This is a genomic window from Pseudomonas fluorescens Q2-87 (assembly GCF_000281895.1).
In the GTDB taxonomy this organism is placed as follows: Bacteria; Pseudomonadota; Gammaproteobacteria; order Pseudomonadales; family Pseudomonadaceae; genus Aquipseudomonas; species Aquipseudomonas fluorescens_S.
Genome location: NZ_CM001558.1, coordinates 4,307,469 through 4,328,687, shown reverse-complemented (window position 1 = coordinate 4,328,687; position 21,219 = coordinate 4,307,469). Strand labels below are relative to the sequence as shown.

Genomic DNA, 21,219 nt, shown 5'->3' with positions numbered 1-21,219 from the left:
CGGGGGGCACGGAAACGTCAAATGATGTGCGGGCTCTTGCTAGGAGCTGCTGCGCCTCCTAGTCTTAATGGAATGTGCGATCTGGATGCTGGTCGCCGACGCCTATGCAAGGGACCTCATGAATCAAGCGCGGACTCTCGGAACCCCTCGGTTGTTGGGCATCGTCTGGCCTTTTATTGCCGTCGTCTTGTTTCAAGCCCTTCTGGGAGGCGTCAGCCTTTACGTGTTGTCCGCCGTTCGCGGCTACGTGGCGGGGGAAAGCCTCTGGTCCAAGGGCCAGAAAGACGCCATCTACTACCTCAACCTCTATGCGGACAGCCGCGACGAGGTGATTTTCCGCAAATATGAGCAAGCCATCGCCGTACCCGAGGGCGGGCATGAGCTGCGGGTGGCGCTTGACAGGGAGCCGCCAGATCTGGAGGCGGCAAAGGCCGGTATCCTCAAGGGCGGTAACCACCCGGACGATGTGTCCAGCCTGATCTGGTTGTATCTGAATTTTCGCCATTTCAGTTACCTGGAGGAGGCCATCGACCTGTGGACCGTGGGCGACGGTTATCTGATCGAGCTGGATAACGTCGCCCGGCAAATGCACCGCAGCGTTATCGCCGGCGAGGCTTCGGAGACTGATATCCGCGGCTGGAAGGCGCGGATCTTTGCGATCAATGATTCCGTCACCCCGGCGGCCAAGGCGTTCAGCGATGCGTTGGGCGAGGGTTCGCGTTTCATCCTGCGGCTGTTACTGGTCACCAACTTCGCCACCGCCCTGGGCCTGATCGTCCTGGCACTGTTACGCACCCATAAGCTGTTGGCCCAGCGGCAAGTGTTCGCCAATGCGCTGCAACTGGAGAAGGAGCGGGCGCAGATCACCCTTCAATCCATCGGTGACGGGGTGATCACCACCGACGTTGAAGGCGCCATTGCCTACATGAACCCCGCCGCCGAAGCGATGACCCACTGGAAAGCCGAACATGCGACGGGGCTGCCTTTGGCTGCGCTGTTCAATCTGCTCGACGACAATGCCCAGACCGAAGGCCTGACCCTGATCGAGCACATCCTCAGCGGTCGGCTCAGCGGCGCCAGTGAGCATTCCAAGCTGATCCAGCGTCTGGACGGCAGTACCGTATCGGTCACTCTGGTGGGCGCGCCGATCCGTCACGCCGGCAAGGTCAGTGGCGCGGTGCTGGTGCTGCATGACATGACCCAGGAACGCCAATACATCGCCAACCTGTCGTGGCAGGCCACGCATGACGCCCTGACCGGCCTGGCCAACCGCCGGGAGTTCGAATATCGCCTTGAGCAGGCGCTGCACAACCTGACCCGCCAGGTCGGGCGCCATGCCTTGATGTTTCTCGACCTGGACCAGTTCAAGCTGGTCAATGACACCTGCGGCCATGCGGCGGGTGACGAGCTGCTGCGGCATATCTGCGCCCTGCTGCAATCGGGACTGCGGGAAAACGACACCCTCGCCCGGCTGGGCGGCGATGAGTTCGGCATCTTGCTGGAGAACTGTTCGCCCGAGGCGGCGGAAAAGATCGCCGAAGGGCTGCGCCAGACCGTGCAGAACCTGCATTTTGTCTGGAAAGGCCGGCCGTTCGTGACCACCGTGAGCATTGGCCTGGTGCACATCGCCCAGACGCCGACGACCCTTGAGGCATCCCTGCGCGCCGCCGACATGGCCTGCTACATGGCCAAGGAGAAGGGTCGCAACCGAGTCCAGGTCTACCACGCCGACGACTCGGAGTTGTCCCTGCGCTTTGGCGAGATGGCGTGGGTCCAGCGCTTGCACATGGCCCTGGAAGAGAACCGCTTTTGTCTCTACGCCCAGGAAATCGCCGCGTTGGGGCCTGGCGATCATGGCGGCGGGCATATTGAAATCCTCCTGCGCCTGCATGACGAAGCCGGGCGGATGATCCTGCCGGACAGCTTCATTCCTGCCGCTGAGCGCTATGGCTTGATGACCTCCCTGGACCGTTGGGTGGTGGAAAACGTCTTCAAGATCATCCGCCAGTGCCTGAATGATTCACGGCAAGGACCGATGGCGATGTGTGCGATTAATCTGTCAGGCACGACTATAGGAGATCAGGCATTTCTCGACTTCCTGCGTAAACAGTTCGCTGCCTATTCGATCCCCCCAGAAATGATTTGTTTTGAAATTACCGAAACCAGCGCTATTTCGAATTTAGGCAGTGCGATCCGTTTTATTAATGAACTCAAGAGCTTGGGTTGTTATTTTTCGCTGGATGACTTTTGCGCCGGAATGTCTTCATTCGCTTACCTGAAACATTTACCTGTAGACTTCCTGAAGATCGACGGGAGTTTCGTAAAGGATATGCTGGACGACCCGATTAACCGTGCAATGGTTGAAGTGATCAATCACATCGGCCACGTCATGGGTAAGCGCACGATTGCCGAGTTTGTCGAGACAGCCCAGATCGAACAGGCTTTACTGGAGATCGGGGTGGACTATGCCCAAGGGTATGTGATCGAACGACCGCAGTTGTTTACCTGCGACACGTTGCAATGTCGGCCGGCCCGGCCCCAGCCGTTGTTATTCAAGGCCCCCGGCACGTTCCGCTGAACCTCTTGTTGATCCGTAAAATCACAATCAAAAGGAGCCCGACAGTGATCGAAACATTCAACCGAACAGGCCCGCTCATGGACGCTACAAGCTATCCGAAATGGGCACAGCAGCTCATTAACGATTGCAGCGAGAGCAAGCGCCGGGTTGTCGAACACGAACTGTATCAACGCATGCGCGATAACAAGCTCAGCGCCAAGACCATGCGCCACTACCTCATCGGTGGTTGGCCGGTCGTCGAACAGTTCGCCTTATACATGGCACAGAACCTCACCAAGACCCGCTTTGCCCGCCATCCTGGCGAGGACATGGCGCGTCGCTGGCTGATGCGCAACATCCGTGTCGAACTCAACCATGCCGACTACTGGGTGAACTGGAGCGCCGCCCATGGCATCAGTCTGGAAGACCTCCAGGCCCAGCAAGTACCGCCTGAGCTCCATGCATTGAGCCATTGGTGCTGGCATACCAGCTCTTCGGACTCGTTGATCGTGGCCATCGCCGCAACCAACTATGCCATCGAGGGTGCGACCGGGGAGTGGTCGGCGGTGGTATGTTCCAGCGGCGTCTATGCGGCGGCTTTCGCCGAGGAAGATCGCAAGCGGGCCATGAAGTGGCTGAAGATGCACGCCCAGTACGACGATGCCCATCCCTGGGAAGCCCTGGAAATCATCTGTACGCTGGCGGGAATGAACCCGACCAAGGCCCTGCAAACAGAGCTGCGCCAGGCCGTGTGCAAGAGCTACGACTACATGTACCTGTTCCTGGAACGCTGCATGCAGCTGGAACAGTCGGAGTCGGTGGGCAAGCCTTCATCCACCCGTGAGCGCCTGGCCCTGGCTGGGAGCTGATTTACACTGTTGCGGATAAGCGACCCAATGTGGGAGTGAGTCTGCTTGCGAAGAGGTCTGGACAGTCAACGGGGAGGTTGGCTGTCGGATCTTCATCGCGAGCAAGCTCGCTCCCACAGTTGTTTTGGGTGACCGCCGGATTCAGCCACACCCTGATCCCTGTGGGAGCAAGCACAGGCTGTTGTTCAGCCCGCCATTGCCAGCCGGTTGCGTCCTTCGCGCTTGGCCACGTACAGAGCGCCGTCGGCCCGGCGCAGCAAACTCTCGGCGGATTCGCCCGGTAGCAGGGTCGCGCAACCCAGGCTGACCGTCAGTTCGATCCGGGTGCCTGCTGCGAAATAATCCTGAGCCTGGGCGGCAAAACGCAGTCGTTCACCGACCATGGCCGCAGCGTCCCGGCTGGTGTTGGCCAGCAGGATCAAAAACTCCTCTCCACCAAACCTGAACACCATATCCACGTTACGCAGCTGACTCTTGATCGACTCAGCCACGGCCTTGAGGACATCGTCGCCCACGCCGTGTCCATGGCTGTCATTGATGCGCTTGAAATGGTCGATATCGAGCATCAACAGTGACAAGGGTTGCGAATGACATCGGGCCATGTCGATTTCACGCATCAGGGTCTGGTCCATGGCGATGCGGTTGCCGGTATTGGTCAGCGGATCGCGCAGGGCGTTTTGCGTGGCGGCGCGGTAAAGCAGGGCATTGCGCAGCGGATACAGCAGCGTCGACATCACGGATTCGAGGTCGCTCTGCTCCGACTCGCTGAAGCGTTGATTGCGACGAAACACCAACTCACCCAAATGCTCGCCCTCATGGGTGAGGTTGTAGCTGAGGGTGTGATGCCCGCGCTGACCGAATTCCAGGCGCAGATCGCTGGGTTTGTGCTGATAGGCCAGCGTATCCAGGGGCACCAATCGTTGAACTTCCCGGAAAAACAGGCCCAGGATGCGTTGAGGTTCCAGGCTGGTCTGCAGTTGTTGACCCAGTTGCTGACGCAGTTGCGAAAGACTGACGGGGCGGGCTACCAATGGCGAAGGTTGACCGAAGCCCAGGCGCTGCAATTTGGCGCTGTCGAAGTCAATCGCGTTGTTCTGGGTGGGCGTTTTCATATGGCGTGAGCCCCTAAGCTGGATCTGTCCTGGCGGGCTGGGTGTGGCGGCTTTGGGCTGCGCGTCGTACTGGTCCCTCAGTCCCGTAGGACACTGATTTGAGTCTAGTCCGCTTTCCCTGGCAGGCATAAGTCTCGTCTCAGCGTCCGTTACCCGCCAGACATGGCGTGTTTGAGGAATTTAGAGCGAAAGTCGTGCCATTCGGTTCAACTCAGCAAAAAATCCTGAAAAATCAGCTGGTTAGATAAGAGGCGCAGCGCCAAGGGGCGACACGTGCTTGGCGGTTCGCCTGGCTGGAGGGCAGGAGAGCTTGCGTCGCGACGGGAAAGTGTCGCGACGCAGGGCAAGGCGCTTATTGTGCGTTGAGTGCCTGGCCATTGACGCCAGTGCTGTCCGGGCCCATGAGGTACAGGTAGACCGGCATGATCTCTTCGGGTGTCGGGTTGTTGAGCGGGTTCTCACCCGGGTAGGCCTGGGCACGCATGCTGGTGCGGGTGGCGCCGGGGTTGATGCTGTTGGCGCGCACGGGGGCGACGGTGTCGACTTCGTCGGCCAGGGTCTGCATCAGCCCTTCGGTGGCGAACTTGGACACGCCATAGGCGCCCCAGTACGCCCGGCCCTTGCGTCCGACGCTGCTGGAGGTAAACACCACGGAGGCGTCCTTGGACAACTTGAGCAGGGGCAGCAAAGTGCTGGTGAGCATGAACATGGCGTTGACGTTGACGTGCATCACGCGCATGAAATTCTCGCCAGACAGCTGCTCCAATGGTGTACGCGGGCCGATGATCGAGGCGTTGTGCAGCAGGCCGTCCAGATGACCGAATTCGCTTTCGATCATGGCCGCGAGCTCATCGTATTGATGAGGCAGGGCGGTTTCCAGGTTGAATGGAATCACCGCCGGCTGCGGATGGCCGGCCGCTTCGATTTCGTCATAGACCTGGGTCAGATTGGCTTCGGTCTTGCCCAACAACAGCACGGTGGCGCCATGGGCGGCATAGGTCTTTGCCGCGGCGGCACCGATCCCGCGACCGGCACCGGTGACCAGGATCACCCGGCCATTGAGCAGGTCGGGACGGGCGGAGTAGTCAAACATATAAAACCTCACGAAACATAACGATGCGTGGTGGTGCGGTGTTGTGGCGAGGGGATTTATCCCCGCTGGGGCGCGAAGCGCCCCCCATCGCCAGTTCAGAAAACCTGGATGCCGATGGTATGAAAAACAGAGGCTGCTCTGCAGCCCAGCGGGGATAAATCCCCTCGCCACAACGGCTCAGCTCAGCAACTGCACAACGCGTTATCCAGCACTTCGCGCAGTGCCGACGGGTGATCGATCACCACGTCCGCGCCCCAGTGCCGGGGGTTGTCGTCCGGGTGGATATAGCCGTAGGTCACCGCGCAGGTCCGGGTGCCGGCGCTGCGGCCAGACTCGATGTCGCGCAAGTCGTCGCCCACGAACAGCACGCTGGCCGGGTCCAGGTCGAGCATCTTGCACGCCAGGGTCAGCGGTTCCGGGTCAGGCTTGCTGTTTTTCACATGGTCGGGGCAGATCAGCACCTTCGAGCGCTCGGCCAGGCCCAGCTGCTGCATGATCGGCTCGGCGAAACGCACCGGTTTATTGGTGACCACGCCCCAGATCAGGTTGGCCGCTTCAATATCAGCCAGCACCTCGGCCATGCCGTCGAACAGATGGCTATGGACCGCGCACCCCTTGAGATAGCGATCGAGAAATTCCTGGCGCAATTGCTCGAAACCCGGTGATTCCGGGTCCATGGAAAAAGTCACTGCAACCATTGCCCGGGCGCCGCCGGAAATCTCGTCGCGAATGTGCTGGGTATTCATCGGTGGCAAGCCACGGTCGGCGCGCATGGCCTGGCAGATGGCGATAAAGTCCGGCGCGGTGTCGAGCAGCGTGCCGTCCATGTCGAAGAGAACCGCTTTGAGACGCATCGACTTACTCCTCGCGCAAGGTCTGGATCATGTAGTTGACGTCAACGTCGGCCGCCAGTTTGTAGTGCTTGGTCAGCGGATTGTAGGTCAGGCCGATGATGTCCTTGACGGTCAGCCCGGCCATGCGGCTCCAGGCGCCCAGCTCGGAAGGCCGGATGAATTTCTTGAAGTCGTGGGTGCCGCGCGGCAACAGCTTCATGATGTATTCAGCGCCGATGATCGCGAACAGGTACGCCTTCGGGTTGCGGTTGATGGTGGAGAAAAACACCTGGCCGCCGGGCTTGACCATGCGAAAGCACGCGCGGATGACCGAGGATGGGTCCGGCACGTGTTCGAGCATTTCCAGGCAGGTGACAACGTCGAATTGGGCGGGCATTTCTTCGGCCAGGGCTTCGGCGGTGATCTGGCGGTATTCCACGCTGACACCGGATTCCAGCTGATGCAGTTGCGCGACCGCCAACGGCGCTTCACCCATGTCGATGCCCATCACCGTTGCGCCGCGCTGGGCCATGGCTTCGCTGAGGATGCCACCGCCACAGCCTACGTCGAGGACCTTCTTGCCCGCGAGGTTGACCCGTTCGTCAATCCAGTTGACCCGCAGCGGGTTGATGTCGTGCAGCGGTTTGAATTCGCTTTCACGGTCCCACCAGCGATGGGCCAGGGCTTCGAATTTGGCGATTTCGGCGTGGTCGACGTTGCTCATGTGCAGATCCTCGAAAAGCTTGAAAAATTCAGGTGCCCCGAGCCGCAGCTCAAGGGGCGTGGTTATTCGTTGTGGCCGCTGATGCGACGACCCCAGGCTTGGGCGGTGGCGATCAATTGCGATTCGTCCTGGCGGGTGAGCCGGCCGTCCTCCAGCAATGGCTTGCCGGCCACCCACAGGTGTTTGACACAGTCGCGGCCCGTGGCGTAGATCAATTGCGACACCGGGTCATAGATTGGCTGCTGGGCCAGGCCCGACAGGTCGAAGGCCACCAGGTCGGCGGCCTTGCCGACTTCCAGCGAACCGACCGTCGCGTCGATGCCCAGCGCCCGGGCGCCGTTGAGCGTGGCCATGCGCAGTGCGCGATGGGCATCCAGCGCCGTGGCCGAACCGGCAACGGCCTTGGCCAACAGGGCGGCGGTGCGGGTTTCGCCCAACAGGTCCAGGTCGTTGTTGCTCGCGGCGCCGTCGGTGCCGAGCGCTACGTTGACCCCCGCTTGCCACAGGCGCTCGACCGGACAGAAACCACTGGCCAGCTTCAGGTTCGATTCCGGGCAATGGATCACGCTGCAATTGCTTTCTACCAGCAAGGCCTGGTCTTCATCGCTGATCTGGGTCATGTGCACAGCCTGAAAGCGCGGCCCCAACAGGCCAAGTCGCCCCAGGCGCGCCAGCGGGCGTTCCCCGCTGTTATCCACAGCCTGCTGCACTTCGAAGGCGGTTTCGTGAACGTGCATGTGGATGGCCGCGTCCAGTTCCTCGGCGATCACGCGAATTTTCTCCAGGTTCTCGTCGCCCACGGTGTAGGGCGCATGCGGGCCGAATGCGACTTTGATCCGTGGATGATGCTTGAGGTCGCCAAACAACTCGATGCCCTGACGAATGGCTTCGTCGGCGCTGGCGGCGCCAGGAATCGGGAAATCGAGGATGGGAATCGCGATTTGCGCGCGGATGCCGCTGTCATGGACGCATTCGCTGGCGATCTTGGGATAGAAATACATATCCGAGAAGCAGGTGATACCGCCCTTGATCTGTTCGGCAATCGCCAGCTCGGTTCCATCGCGCACAAAATCTTCATCGACCCATTTGGCCTCGGCCGGCCAAATGTGCTGTTCCAGCCAAGTCATCAGGGGCAGGTCATCGGCCAAACCACGAAACAAGGTCATTGCCGCATGGCCGTGGGCGTTCACCAGGCCGGGGCTGAGCAGCATGCCGGGCAACTCACGAACCTGGGCGGCGTCACACTTCAGGGCTTCTGCCCGTGGCCCGATGAACACGATGCAACCTTCGCGGATGCCCAGGCCATGATCCTTGAGCACGACACCGGCGGGTTCGACAGGCACCAACCAGGTCGGCAGCAATAATAAGTCGAGCGCAACGGCAGGCTTGGGCATCGTGGAACGGTTCCATGGGGTATAAAGGAGGGCGAAGTATACCCGAGCGTCTTCGCAGAGGGATCGCTATAATCGGCGGCTTTTGTTCATGAGTACGGGGTGAAGGATGCGCGATCGACTGTTGGCTGCGGAGAAGGTGAAGGCCATCGATTGGCGTGATGGCGCCCTGTACTTGCTGGATCAGCGTGATTTGCCGTTCGAAGAGAACTGGATCGCTTGCACCCACGTGGCCGCCGTGGCCGAGGCCATTCGCTCGGGTGCGGTGCGTGGCGCGCCGGCCATCGGTATCAGTGCGGCGTACGGCATCGTGCTGGCCGCCCGCGACCGGGAGGCCGAAGGCGGTGACTGGCATGGGGCATTGGAGGCCGATTTTGCCTTGCTGGGCGACGCCGGGCCGGCGGTGGTGGACCTGGCCTGGGCGCTGGAACGCATGCGCGACCGGCTGGGGCGCCTGAAAGGCCATGCCGAGCCGCTGGCAGTTCTTGAGGCCGAAGCCTTGGCGATCCATGAAAGTGACCGCGAAGCCAACCTGACCATGGCGCAGTTGGGCGTCGATCTGATCCGCAAGCATCAAGGCAATGCCCAGGCGATCCTCACTCATTGCAATACCGGCGCCCTGGCCACCGGTGGCTTCGGTACGGCCCTGGGCGTCATTCGTGGTGCCTATATCGAAGGCATGGTCGAGCGAGTCTATGCCGACGAAACCCGTCCATGGCTGCAAGGCTCGCGGCTGACCGCGTGGGAGCTGGCCAAGGAAGGTATTCCGGTGACCCTCAACGCCGATTCCGCAGCGGCGCACATCATGAAGACCAAGGGCGTGACCTGGGTGGTTGTTGGTGCCGAACGCATCGCCGCCAACGGTGATGTGGCGAACAAGATCGGCACCTATCAGTTGGCGGTCTGCGCCATGCACCATGGCGTTCGCTTCATGGTGGTGGCGCCGAGCTCAGCCATCGACCTGAGCCTGGCCAACGGTGACGACTTTCCGATAGAAGAGCAGGGCGGTGAGGCGTTGCTGGATGTCGGCGGCAAGCGACTCGATGCGGCTGTGGATGTATTCGATCCCGGGTTTGATGTCACCCCAGCGGACCTGATCGACGTCATCGTGACGGAAAAGGGCATCATCGAGCGGCCCGACACCGCCAAGATCGCGCAATTGATGTGCCGCAAGCGGTTGCATTAACCATTTTGTGGCCTGATACATTGCCTTCGCGAGCAAGCCCGCTCCCACAGTTAGATCGAGTCGTTGCCGTTATTAATGTACGACACAAATCCCATGTGGGAGCGGGCTTGCTCGCGAAGAGGTCATAGAAGGCACTAAACACCTCACATTTGACCTCTTTTCTTCATCCGCAACGCCTCTAAGCCCCTCTGATCCCATATCAGCCTGTCATCGGTCAACTAACTATGCTCCATGCGCATCTGGGGGATAGGTGCGTGGCGGCTCTTGTGATAACATCCGGCGGTTTCCAAGGCTGCCTCGCGAGGTGGCCTTTACTGCGCAGATCCATGGCATAACTCGTTGATTTGTCGTAAGTCGCTGCATGGCACTTGTTCTGCAGCGGCGAGCTTCGTTCATCCCATCTGGATGTGGCGAGGTTTCACCAGAAAAAGGAATCAGGCTTCTCATGGGCGAACTGGCCAAAGAAATCCTCCCGGTCAATATCGAAGACGAGCTGAAACAGTCCTACCTCGACTACGCAATGAGCGTGATCGTCGGGCGGGCGCTGCCGGATGCGCGCGATGGCTTGAAGCCCGTGCACCGCCGCGTGCTGTTCGCGATGAGCGAGTTGGGCAACGACTTCAACAAGCCGTACAAGAAATCCGCCCGTGTCGTCGGCGACGTGATCGGTAAGTATCACCCCCACGGCGACACCGCCGTGTACGACACCATCGTGCGGATGGCCCAGCCATTTTCCCTGCGCTACCTGCTGGTAGATGGCCAGGGAAACTTCGGTTCGGTAGACGGCGACAACGCCGCGGCCATGCGATACACCGAAGTGCGCATGACCAAGCTGGCCCACGAGCTGCTGGCCGACCTGCACAAGGAAACCGTGGACTGGGTGCCGAACTACGACGGCACCGAAATGATCCCGGCGGTCATGCCGACCCGTATCCCGAACCTGCTGGTCAACGGCTCCAGCGGTATCGCCGTGGGCATGGCGACCAACATCCCGCCGCACAACCTCGGTGAAGTCATCGACGGTTGCCTGGCCCTCATCGACAATCCAGAGCTGACGGTCGATGAGCTGATGCAATACATCCCCGGTCCGGACTTCCCGACCGCCGCGATCATCAACGGTCGCGCCGGCATCATCGAAGCCTACCGCACCGGCCGTGGCCGCATTTACATGCGCGCCCGCTCGACCATCGAAGACATCGACAAGGTCGGCGGCCGCCAGCAGATCGTCATTACCGAACTCCCTTACCAGCTGAATAAGGCCCGCCTGATCGAGAAGATCGCCGAGCTGGTAAAAGAGAAGAAACTCGAAGGCATCACCGAGCTGCGTGACGAGTCCGACAAGGACGGCATGCGCGTCGTGATCGAGCTGCGTCGTGGCGAAGTGCCTGAGGTGATCCTCAACAACCTCTACGCCCAGACCCAGCTGCAAGCCGTGTTCGGTATCAACATCGTTGCGCTGATCGACGGTCGCCCGCGGATCCTGAACCTCAAGGACCTGCTGGAAGCCTTCGTGCGTCACCGCCGCGAAGTGGTCACCCGCCGTACCGTGTTCGAACTGCGCAAGGCACGCGAGCGTGGACACATTCTCGAAGGCCAGGCCGTTGCGCTGTCGAACATCGACCCGGTCATCGCCCTGATCAAGGCCTCGCCAACCCCGTCGGAAGCCAAGGAAGCGCTGGTCAGCACCCCTTGGGAGTCCTCGGCGGTCGTGGCGATGGTGGAACGTGCCGGCGCCGATTCGTGCCGTCCGGAAAACCTCGACCCGCAATACGGTCTGCGCGAGGGCAAGTATTTCCTGTCCCCGGAACAGGCCCAGGCCATCCTGGAACTGCGCCTGCACCGCCTGACCGGCCTGGAACACGAGAAACTGCTGGCCGAGTACCAGGAGATCCTCAACCAGATCGGCGAGCTGATCCGCATCCTCAACAGCGCTACGCGCCTGATGGAAGTGATCCGCGAAGAGCTGGAAGTGATCCGCGCCGAGTACGGCGATGTGCGCCGCACCGAGATTCTCGATGCGCGTCTCGACCTGACCCTGGGTGACATGATCCCGGAAGAAGAGCGCGTGGTGACCATTTCCCACGGCGGCTACGCCAAGACCCAGCCGCTGGCCGCCTACCAGGCCCAGCGTCGCGGTGGCAAAGGCAAGTCGGCGACTGGCGTCAAGGATGAGGACTACATCGCTCACCTGCTGGTCGCCAACAGCCACACCACGCTGTTGCTGTTCTCCAGCAAGGGCAAGGTGTACTGGCTCAAGACCTACGAGATCCCTGAAGCGTCCCGTGCCGCTCGCGGTCGTCCGCTGGTCAACCTGCTGCCACTGGACAGTGATGAATACATCACCACCATGCTGCCGGTAGAGGAATACACCGAAGGCCACTTCATCTTCATGGCCACCGCCAAAGGCACCGTGAAGAAGACCCCGCTGGAATCCTTCAGCCGTCAGCGCAGCGTTGGCCTGATCGCCCTGGAGCTGGACGAAGGCGACGTGCTGATTTCCGCTGCCATCACCGACGGCGAGCGTGAAGTCATGCTGTTCTCCGACGGCGGCAAGGTGACGCGCTTCAAGGAGTCCGATGTTCGCGCCATGGGCCGTACCGCCCGCGGTGTGCGCGGCATGCGCCTGCCAGAAGGCCAGAAGCTGATTTCCATGCTGATCCCTGAAGAAGGCAGCCAGATCCTCACCGCTTCGGCGCGCGGTTATGGCAAGCGCACGGCCATCGGTGAGTTCCCTGAGTACAAGCGTGGCGGCCAAGGCGTAATCGCCATGGTCAGCAACGAACGTAACGGCCGTCTGGTCGGTGCGGTCCAGGTGCTCGATGGCGAGGAGATCATGCTGATCTCCGACCAGGGCACGCTGGTCCGCACGCGGGTCGATGAAGTGTCGAGCCTGGGCCGTAACACCCAGGGCGTGACGCTGATCAAGCTGGCCAGCGACGAAACGCTGGTCGGGCTCGAGCGGGTCCAGGAGCCGTCGGAAGTCGAAGGCGAGGCGTTGGAAGGCGAGGACGGCGTGGCGTTCGATGGCACCCTCGGGGCCGATATCGACGAAGCGGCCGGCGACCAACCGCTCGACGCTGCCGCAGACGAAGAAGAACCGCAGGACTAAGCGGACACGCAGGGGGCGGATGAAGATTCGCCCCCTTGTTGTTTGTCCCTTTTGAAAATTTGCGACACTGCGCATCTTTCCCTTGTGGGAGCGGGCTTGCTCGCGAATGCGGTGTGTCAGCCTATTGAATGTTGACTGGTACACCGTATTCGCGACCAAGCCCGCTCCCACAGGGGTGAAGATGTAGACCAAAAGATTTAGTGACCACCAGATCAGAGCGAGATTGGATGTGAGCAAGAGAGCCTATAACTTCTGTGCCGGCCCGGCGGCGCTTCCTGAAGCGGTCCTGAAGCGCGCCCAGGGCGAACTCCTCGACTGGCACGGCAAGGGCCTGTCCGTCATGGAAATGAGCCATCGCAGCGATGAGTTCGTGTCCATCGCCACCAAGGCCGAGCAGGACCTGCGTGATCTGCTGAACATCCCGTCCAACTACAAGGTGCTGTTCCTGCAAGGCGGCGCGAGCCAGCAATTCGCCCAGATTCCGCTGAACCTGTTGCCGGAAAACGGCAAGGCCGACTACATCGATACCGGCATCTGGTCGCAGAAAGCCATCGAAGAGGCGTCGCGCTACGGCCACGTCAATGTTGCCTCCACTGCCAAGCCTTACGACTATTTCGCCATTCCCGGCCAGAACGAGTGGAACCTGTCCAAGGACGCGGCCTACGTTCATTACGCACCGAACGAAACCATCGGTGGCCTGGAATTCAACTGGATCCCGGAAACCGGTGACGTGCCATTGGTGGCCGACATGTCCTCGGACATTCTCTCGCGCCCGGTGGATATCTCCCGTTTCGGCATGATCTACGCCGGCGCCCAGAAGAACATCGGCCCGAGCGGCATCCTGGTCAACATCATTCGTGAAGACCTGCTGGGGCATGCCCGTTCCCTGTGCCCGACCATGCTCAACTACAAGGTCGCGGCCGACAACGGCTCGATGTACAACACCCCGCCGACCCTGGCCTGGTACCTGTCCGGCCTGGTGTTCGAGTGGCTGAAAGAGCAGGGCGGTGTCGAAGCCATCGGCAAGCTCAACGAAGTGAAGCAGCGCACGCTGTATGACTTCATCGACGCCAGTGGCTTGTACAGCAACCCGATCAACAAGACCGATCGTTCGTGGATGAACGTGCCGTTCCGCCTGGCCGATGATCGTCTCGACAAGCCGTTCCTGGCGGGTGCCGACGAGCGCGGCCTGCTGAACCTCAAGGGCCACCGTTCGGTCGGCGGCATGCGCGCCTCCATCTATAACGCCGTCGATATCAATGCGGTCAATGCGTTGATTTCCTACATGGCAGAGTTCGAGAAGGAACACGGCTGATGTCCGAGCAAGAACTCAAGGCGCTGCGCCTGCGCATCGATGCCCTGGACGAGAAAGTCCTGGAGCTGATCAGCGAGCGCGCGCGCTGCGCCCAGGAAGTCGCCCGGGTGAAGATGGCTTCCCTGGCCGAGGGCGAAATGCCGGTCTTTTATCGCCCCGAGCGTGAGGCCCAGGTGCTCAAGCGCGTCATGGAGCGCAACAAGGGGCCGTTGGGCAACGAAGAGATGGCGCGGTTGTTCCGCGAGATCATGTCTTCTTGCCTGGCCCTCGAACAGCCGCTGAAAGTCGCCTACCTGGGCCCGGAAGGTACCTTCACCCAGGCCGCCGCCATGAAGCACTTCGGCCATGCCGTGATCAGCAAGCCGATGGCGGCCATCGACGAAGTCTTCCGTGAAGTGGCTGCCGGTGCGGTGAATTTCGGCGTGGTGCCGGTGGAAAACTCCACCGAAGGCGCGGTCAATCACACGCTGGACAGCTTCCTCGAACACGACATGGTGATCTGCGGCGAAGTCGAGCTGCGCATCCACCATCACCTGCTGGTGGGCGAGAGCACCAAGACTGACAGCATCAGCCGGATCTATTCCCACGCCCAGTCCCTGGCCCAGTGCCGCAAATGGCTGGACGCCCATTACCCGAACGTCGAGCGCGTGGCGGTATCGAGCAACGCCGAAGCGGCCAAGCGGGTCAAGGGTGAGTGGAACTCGGCGGCGATTGCTGGCGATATGGCGGCCGGCCTCTATGGCCTGACGCGCCTGGCCGAGAAAATCGAGGATCGTCCGGATAACTCCACGCGCTTCCTGATGATCGGCAGCCAGGAAGTACCGCCGACCGGCGACGACAAGACTTCGATCATCGTCTCCATGAGCAACAAGCCCGGCGCGCTCCATGAACTGCTGGTGCCATTCCACGACAACGGTATCGACCTGACCCGGATCGAGACTCGTCCGTCGCGCAGCGGTAAATGGACCTACGTGTTCTTCATCGATTTTGTCGGCCACCACCGCGATCCGCTGGTAAAAGGTGTGCTTGAGAAAATCAGTCAGGAAGCAGTGGCACTCAAGGTGCTGGGTTCCTACCCCAAGGCAGTTCTTTAAGGGCGGATAGCAAATGAGTGGCAACTTCCTCGCCCTGGCTCAGCCAGGCGTGCAACAACTTTCGCCTTACGTTCCGGGCAAACCTGTGGACGAACTGGCTCGCGAGCTGGATCTGGACCCGGCCAGCATCGTCAAGTTGGCCAGTAACGAAAATCCGCTAGGCGCCAGTCCCAAGGCGCTGGCGGCGATCCGCGACGAACTGGCTGACCTGACCCGTTACCCCGATGGCAATGGGTTTGCGCTCAAAAGCCTGCTGGCCGAGCGCTGCGGCGTCGAGCTGAGCCAGGTGACGCTGGGCAATGGCTCCAACGATATTCTCGAACTCGTGGCGCGTGCCTATCTGGCGCCGGGCCTCAACGCCGTGTTCAGCGAGCACGCGTTTGCGGTCTACCCGATCGCCACCCAGGCTGTCGGCGCAGACGCCCATGTGGTTCCGGCCAAGGAATGGGGGCACGATCTGCCGGCCATGCTGGCCGCCATCGACGCCAACACCCGGGTGGTCTTCATCGCCAACCCGAACAACCCGACCGGCACTTGGTTCGACGCCCAGGCCTTGGACGATTTCCTGCAGGACGTGCCCGAGCACGTGCTGGTGGTGCTGGACGAGGCCTATATCGAATACGCCGAAGGCAGTGACTTGCCCGATGGCCTGGATTTCCTCGCGGCTTATCCGAACCTGCTGGTTTCGCGCACGTTCTCCAAGGCTTATGGCCTGGCGTCGCTGCGGGTTGGCTACGGCCTGTCCACCGCCGTGGTGGCCGATGTGCTGAATCGCGTGCGCCAGCCATTCAACGTCAACAGCTTTGCCCTCGCCGCCGCCTGCGCCGCCTTGCAGGATGAGGCTTACCTGGCTGAAAGTCGTCGCCTGAACGGGGCTGGCATGCAGCAACTGGAAGCCGGGTTCCGTGAGTTGGGGTTGAGCTGGATTCCATCCAAGGGCAATTTCATTTGTGTCGACATCGGGCGTGTTGCTGCGCCGGTGTTCCAGGGCTTGCTGCGTGAAGGCGTGATCGTGCGTCCGGTGGCCAACTACGGCATGCCGAACCACTTGCGCATCACCATTGGCTTACCTGGGGAAAACAGCCGTTTCCTTGAAGCTTTGAGCAAGGTCCTGGCTCGTGGTTGATGTCACTTCACTGCAACCTGTTGCCCCTATGATCGGTCGCCTGGTGGTGGTCGGGCTGGGGTTGATCGGCGGTTCGTTTGCCAAGGGCCTGCGTGAAAGTGGCCTGTGCCGTGAAGTGGTTGGTGTCGATCTGGATCCGCAATCGCGCAAGCTGGCGGTGGAGTTGGGTGTGGTGGATCGCTGTGAGGACGACCTGGCGATCGCCTGTCAGGGCGCGGATGTGATCCAGCTGGCGGTGCCGATCCTGGCCATGGAAAAACTGCTGGCGCGCCTGGCGACCATGGATCTGGGGCAAGCCATTCTCACCGACGTCGGCAGCGCCAAGGGCAACGTCGTGCGCGCGGCCACCGAGGCCTTCGGCGGCATGCCGGTGCGCTTCGTGCCTGGCCATCCGATCGCCGGCTCCGAGCAGAGCGGGGTGGAGGCTTCCAATGCCGAGCTGTTTCGTCGGCACAAAGTGATCCTGACACCGCTGGAGCAGACCGATCCGGCGGCGTTGGCGGTGGTGGACCGTTTGTGGCGTGAGCTGGGCGCCGATGTCGAGCACATGCAAGTCGAGCGTCACGACGAAGTGCTGGCTGCCACTAGCCATTTGCCGCACCTGTTGGCGTTCGGCCTGGTGGATTCATTAGCCAAACGCAATGAAAATCTCGAGATCTTCCGTTACGCTGCCGGCGGTTTCCGCGATTTCACGAGAATCGCCGGTAGTGACCCGGTCATGTGGCACGACATCTTCCTCGCCAACCGTGAAGCTGTCCTGCGCACACTCGATACATTTCGCAGCGACCTCGACGCCTTGCGCGACGCGGTCGATGCAGGGGACGGGCACCAATTGCTGGGCGTTTTCACGCGCGCCAGGGTGGCCCGCGAGCATTTCAGTAAAATCCTGGCCCGTCGGGCCTATGTGGACGCTATGAACTCCAACGATCTGATTTTCCTGGCACAACCTGGTGGCTCCCTGAGTGGGCGTATTCGTGTACCGGGCGATAAATCGATTTCCCATCGTTCGATCATGCTCGGCTCCCTCGCCGAAGGCGTGACCGAGGTGGAAGGTTTCCTCGAGGGCGAAGACGCCCTGGCGACGCTGCAAGCGTTTCGCGACATGGGCGTGGTCATCGAAGGCCCGCATCACGGTCGCGTGACCATCCATGGTGTTGGCCTGCATGGCCTCAAGCCGGCTCCGGGGCCAATCTACCTGGGCAACTCCGGCACTTCGATGCGCCTGTTGTCCGGCCTGCTGGCCGCGCAAGACTTTGATAGCACGCTGACCGGTGACGCCTCGCTGTCCAAGCGCCCGATGAACCGCGTGGCCAATCCGCTGCGGGAAATGGGTGCGGTCATCGAGACGGCGGCCGAGGGTCGTCCGCCAATGGTCATTCGCGGCGGCAACAAGCTCAAGGGCCTGACCTACACCATGCCGATGGCCAGCGCCCAGGTGAAGTCCTGCCTGTTGCTGGCCGGCCTCTATGCCGAAGGCAAGACCACCGTTACCGAGCCGGCCCCGACCCGCGATCACACCGAGCGCATGCTGCGTGGCTTTGGCTACCCGGTCACGGTCGATGGCGCCACGGCCTCGGTGGAGTCCGGCAGCAAACTGACAGCCACCCACATCGAAGTCCCGGGCGACATCTCGTCGTCGGCGTTTTTCCTCGTGGCGGCGTCGATTGCCGAAGGCTCCGACCTGGTACTCGAGCACGTCGGCATCAACCCGACCCGTACCGGGGTGATCGACATCCTGCGCCTGATGGGCGCTGACATCACCCTGGAAAACCAGCGTGAAGTGGGCGGCGAGCCAGTGGCTGACTTGCGTGTACGAGCAGCTAAACTCAAGGGTATCGAGATTCCAGAGGCCCTGGTTCCACTGGCCATCGATGAATTCCCGGTGCTGTTCGTGGCGGCTGCCTGTGCCGAAGGGCGCACCGTGTTGACCGGCGCTGAAGAGCTGCGGGTCAAGGAGTCCGATCGCATCCAGGTGATGGCCGACGGCCTGCTGGCACTGGGTGTCAAATGCCAGCCGACACCGGACGGTATTATCATCGATGGCGGCCAGATTGGCGGCGGCGAAGTCCATGGCCACGGTGATCACCGTATCGCCATGGCCTTCAGTGTTGCGTCGTTGCGCGCCAGCGCGCCGATTCGCATCCATGATTGCGCCAACGTCGCCACGTCGTTCCCGAACTTCCTGGCGCTGTGCGCGCAGGTCGGTATTCGAGTAGCACAAGAGGCACAGTCGTGAACATCAAGGCACCGGTCATCACCATCGATGGCCCAAGCGGCTCGGGCAAGGGCACTGTCGCCGGGATCCTGGCCAGGCAACTGGGCTGGAACCTGCTCGATTCAGGTGCCTTGTACCGTTTGCTGGCGTTCGCCGCCGCCAATCATGGGGTCGACCTGACCAACGAAGAATTGCTCAAGGCGCTGGCCGCACATCTGGACGTGCAGTTCATCGCGGCGACCGACGGTCAGCTCCAGCGCATCATTCTGGAGGGCGACGAAGTCAGCGATGTCATCCGTACCGAAAGCGTGGGCGCCGGCGCTTCCCAAGTCGCTGCGCTGCCGGCGGTGCGCGAGGCGTTGCTGCAGCGCCAGCGCGCCTTCCAGGAGCCGCCAGGGCTCGTGGCCGACGGTCGGGACATGGGCACCGTGGTCTTTCCCGATGCGCCGCTGAAGATTTTCCTGACCGCCAGCGCCGAGGAGCGGGCTCGCCGCCGATATTTGCAGTTGAAGGGCAAAGGCGAGGATGTTAGTCTGTCGAGTCTGCTAGATGAGATCCGTGCACGCGACGAGCGTGATACCCAGCGCGCAGTAGCCCCGCTTAAGCCGGCGGCCGATGCGATTCAGCTGGATTCCACGGAGTTGTCCATTGACCAGGTGTTGCAACGCATCATGAGCGAGATCGCGCTTCGCGATATCGCCGGGTGATCAGGAAGCTCCGCAGGGGACCAGTCATAGTCCTGCGGCGCTTCTTATATATGAAACTAACCCACACCGTCTGGGGTGTGGAGATGGGCGTTTACTTCGCCCTAATCAACAGGAATTAAAATGAGCGAAAGCTTTGCGGAACTCTTTGAAGAAAGCTTGAAAACCCTGAACCTTCAGGCAGGCTCCATCATCACCGGCGTTATCGTTGATATCGATTACCAAGCTCGCTGGGTAACCGTCCACGCTGGTCTGAAGTCTGAAGCGCTTATCCCGCTTGAGCAGTTCTACAACGACGCTGGCGAACTGAACATCAACGTCGGTGACGAAGTTCACGTGGCGCTGGACTCGGTTGAAGATGGCTTTGGTGAAACCAAGCTGTCCCGTGAGAAAGCCAAGCGTGCTGAATGCTGGATCGTTCTGGAAGCGGCCTTCGCAGCTGAGGAAGTGGTCAAGGGCGTTATCAACGGTAAGGTTAAAGGCGGCTTCACTGTCGACGTTAACGGCATCCGTGCGTTCCTGCCAGGTTCCCTGGTTGACGTCCGTCCAGTGCGCGATACCACGCACCTGGAAGGCAAAGAGCTGGAATTCAAGGTCATCAAGCTGGACCAGAAGCGCAACAACGTTGTCGTTTCCCGTCGCAGTGTCCTGGAAGCCGAGAACTCCGCCGAGCGTGAAGCTCTGCTGGAATCGCTGCAGGAAGGCCAGCAGGTCAAGGGTATCGTCAAGAACCTCACCGATTACGGCGCATTCGTCGATCTGGGTGGCGTCGATGGCCTGCTGCACATCACCGACATGGCCTGGAAGCGTATCAAGCATCCTTCGGAAATCGTCAACGTTGGCGACGAGATCGATGTCAAGGTTCTGAAGTACGATCGCGAGCGCAATCGTGTTTCCCTGGGCCTCAAGCAACTGGGTGAAGATCCATGGGTCGCTATCAAAGCCCGTTACCCAGAAGGCACCCGCGTCACCGCTCGTGTTACCAACCTGACCGACTACGGCTGCTTCGCTGAGCTGGAAGAAGGCGTTGAAGGCCTGGTACACGTTTCCGAAATGGACTGGACCAACAAGAACATCCACCCTTCGAAAGTCGTACAAGTCGGCGACGAAGTGGAAGTCATGGTTCTGGACATCGACGAAGAGCGTCGTCGTATCTCCCTCGGCATCAAGCAGTGCAAGTCCAACCCATGGGAAGACTTCTCTGGCCAGTTCAACAAGGGCGATAAAATCTCCGGCACCATCAAGTCGATCACCGATTTCGGTATCTTCATTGGTCTGGACGGCGGCATCGACGGCCTGGTTCACCTGTCCGACATCTCCTGGAACGAAGTGGGCGAAGAAGCCGTACGCCGTTTCAAGAAGGGCGACGAGCTGGACACCGTTATCCTGTCGGTTGACCCAGAGCGCGAGCGCATCTCCCTGGGTATCAAGCAGCTGGAAAGCGATCCGTTCTCCGAGTACGTTCAAGAGAACGACAAAGGCGCAATCGTTAAGGGCATCGTGAAAGAAGTTGACGCTAAAGGCGCCATCATCACCCTGGCCGACGATATCGAAGCGACTCTGAAAGCCTCCGAAATCAGCCGTGACCGCGTTGAAGACGCGCGCAACGTTCTGAAAGAAGGCGAAGAAGTAGAAGCCAAGATCATCAGCGTTGACCGCAAGAGCCGCGTAATCCAGCTCTCCATCAAGTCGAAAGACGATGCTGAAGAGAAAGAAGCCATCCAGAGCCTGAAAGCAGCTCCGGAAGGCGAAGCAGCTGACACCACCATGGCTGCACTGCTGCGTCAAGCAATGGCCAAACAGAACTGAGTTCTGCTTGATCATTAAAAAGGGCGACTTCGGTCGCCCTTTTTGTGCCTGCGATTTTTCAAGGTGCTCTGCGCTCCGTAAG

At 60.8% G+C, this 21,219-nt stretch carries 15 protein-coding genes; 10 read left to right on the top strand and 5 right to left on the bottom strand.

The genetic code is table 11. From position 1 onward, the window contains the following. Positions 1-118 precede the first annotated feature (118 nt). On the top strand, positions 119-2,578 hold the full coding sequence (locus tag PFLQ2_RS08820) for an EAL domain-containing protein (protein ID WP_003183902.1): 2,460 nt from the start codon (positions 119-121) through the stop codon (positions 2,576-2,578). Between the two features lie 44 nt (positions 2,579-2,622). Further along, a complete protein-coding gene (locus PFLQ2_RS08825; protein WP_003183899.1) occupies positions 2,623-3,426 on the top strand; it encodes a TenA family transcriptional regulator in 804 nt (267 codons plus the stop codon). Positions 3,427-3,611: 185 nt separating this feature from the next. Here PFLQ2_RS08825 and PFLQ2_RS08830 read toward each other — a convergent pair whose 3' ends face one another. The 5 genes from PFLQ2_RS08830 to PFLQ2_RS08850 all read right to left on the bottom strand — a co-directional run bounded on the left by PFLQ2_RS08830 (position 3,612) and on the right by PFLQ2_RS08850 (position 8,582). Continuing rightward, a complete protein-coding gene (locus tag PFLQ2_RS08830; protein WP_003183897.1) occupies positions 3,612-4,538 on the bottom strand; it encodes a GGDEF domain-containing protein in 927 nt (308 codons plus the stop codon). 352 nt (positions 4,539-4,890) lie between these two features. Beyond that, the gene (locus PFLQ2_RS08835; protein ID WP_003183895.1) at positions 4,891-5,631 is read right to left on the bottom strand and encodes a YciK family oxidoreductase; all 741 of its coding nucleotides are present in this window, start codon (positions 5,629-5,631) and stop codon (positions 4,891-4,893) included. 182 nt (positions 5,632-5,813) lie between these two features. Further along, on the bottom strand, positions 5,814-6,485 hold the full coding sequence (gene mupP / locus PFLQ2_RS08840) for an N-acetylmuramic acid 6-phosphate phosphatase MupP (protein WP_003183894.1): 672 nt from the start codon (positions 6,483-6,485) through the stop codon (positions 5,814-5,816). Between the two features lie 4 nt (positions 6,486-6,489). Next, complete coding sequence (gene ubiG, locus PFLQ2_RS08845; protein ID WP_003183893.1) at positions 6,490-7,188, bottom strand: bifunctional 2-polyprenyl-6-hydroxyphenol methylase/3-demethylubiquinol 3-O-methyltransferase UbiG; 699 nt, start codon at positions 7,186-7,188, stop codon at positions 6,490-6,492. A 62-nt stretch (positions 7,189-7,250) separates the two neighbouring features. Further along, the gene (locus tag PFLQ2_RS08850; RefSeq protein WP_003183891.1) at positions 7,251-8,582 is read right to left on the bottom strand and encodes a TRZ/ATZ family hydrolase; all 1,332 of its coding nucleotides are present in this window, start codon (positions 8,580-8,582) and stop codon (positions 7,251-7,253) included. Positions 8,583-8,688: 106 nt separating this feature from the next. Here PFLQ2_RS08850 and mtnA point away from each other — a divergent pair, with 106 nt between their 5' ends. The 8 genes from mtnA (at position 8,689) to rpsA (ending at position 21,137) form a co-directional block, all read left to right on the top strand. Further along, positions 8,689-9,765: an S-methyl-5-thioribose-1-phosphate isomerase gene (gene mtnA, locus PFLQ2_RS08855; protein ID WP_003183890.1), complete on the top strand. Its 1,077-nt coding sequence runs from the start codon at positions 8,689-8,691 to the stop codon at positions 9,763-9,765. A 445-nt stretch (positions 9,766-10,210) separates the two neighbouring features. Then, positions 10,211-12,874 (top strand): DNA gyrase subunit A, encoded by a 2,664-nt coding sequence (gene gyrA, locus PFLQ2_RS08860; RefSeq protein WP_003183888.1) that lies wholly within the window; start codon positions 10,211-10,213, stop codon positions 12,872-12,874. A 229-nt stretch (positions 12,875-13,103) separates the two neighbouring features. Beyond that, a complete protein-coding gene (serC, locus tag PFLQ2_RS08865) occupies positions 13,104-14,189 on the top strand; it encodes a 3-phosphoserine/phosphohydroxythreonine transaminase (protein WP_003183887.1) in 1,086 nt (361 codons plus the stop codon). Beyond that, entirely contained in the window at positions 14,189-15,283 is a 1,095-nt protein-coding gene (gene pheA, locus PFLQ2_RS08870) for a prephenate dehydratase (protein ID WP_003183886.1), read from the top strand. The genes serC and pheA overlap by 1 nt, the downstream gene beginning before the upstream one ends. Positions 15,284-15,296: 13 nt before the next feature. After that, complete coding sequence (hisC, locus tag PFLQ2_RS08875; RefSeq protein ID WP_003183884.1) at positions 15,297-16,409, top strand: histidinol-phosphate transaminase; 1,113 nt, start codon at positions 15,297-15,299, stop codon at positions 16,407-16,409. Between the two features lie 28 nt (positions 16,410-16,437). Further along, positions 16,438-18,645, top strand: a complete 2,208-nt coding sequence (locus tag PFLQ2_RS08880; RefSeq protein WP_003183883.1) for a bifunctional prephenate dehydrogenase/3-phosphoshikimate 1-carboxyvinyltransferase — start codon at positions 16,438-16,440, stop codon at positions 18,643-18,645. Then, the gene (gene cmk / locus PFLQ2_RS08885) at positions 18,642-19,331 is read left to right on the top strand and encodes a (d)CMP kinase (protein ID WP_003183882.1); all 690 of its coding nucleotides are present in this window, start codon (positions 18,642-18,644) and stop codon (positions 19,329-19,331) included. Before PFLQ2_RS08880 ends, cmk begins: the two co-directional genes overlap by 4 nt. Before the next feature lie 120 nt (positions 19,332-19,451). Continuing rightward, positions 19,452-21,137, top strand: coding sequence for a 30S ribosomal protein S1 (gene rpsA / locus PFLQ2_RS08890; protein WP_003183879.1), 1,686 nt, complete (start codon positions 19,452-19,454; stop codon positions 21,135-21,137). Positions 21,138-21,219 lie beyond the last annotated feature (82 nt).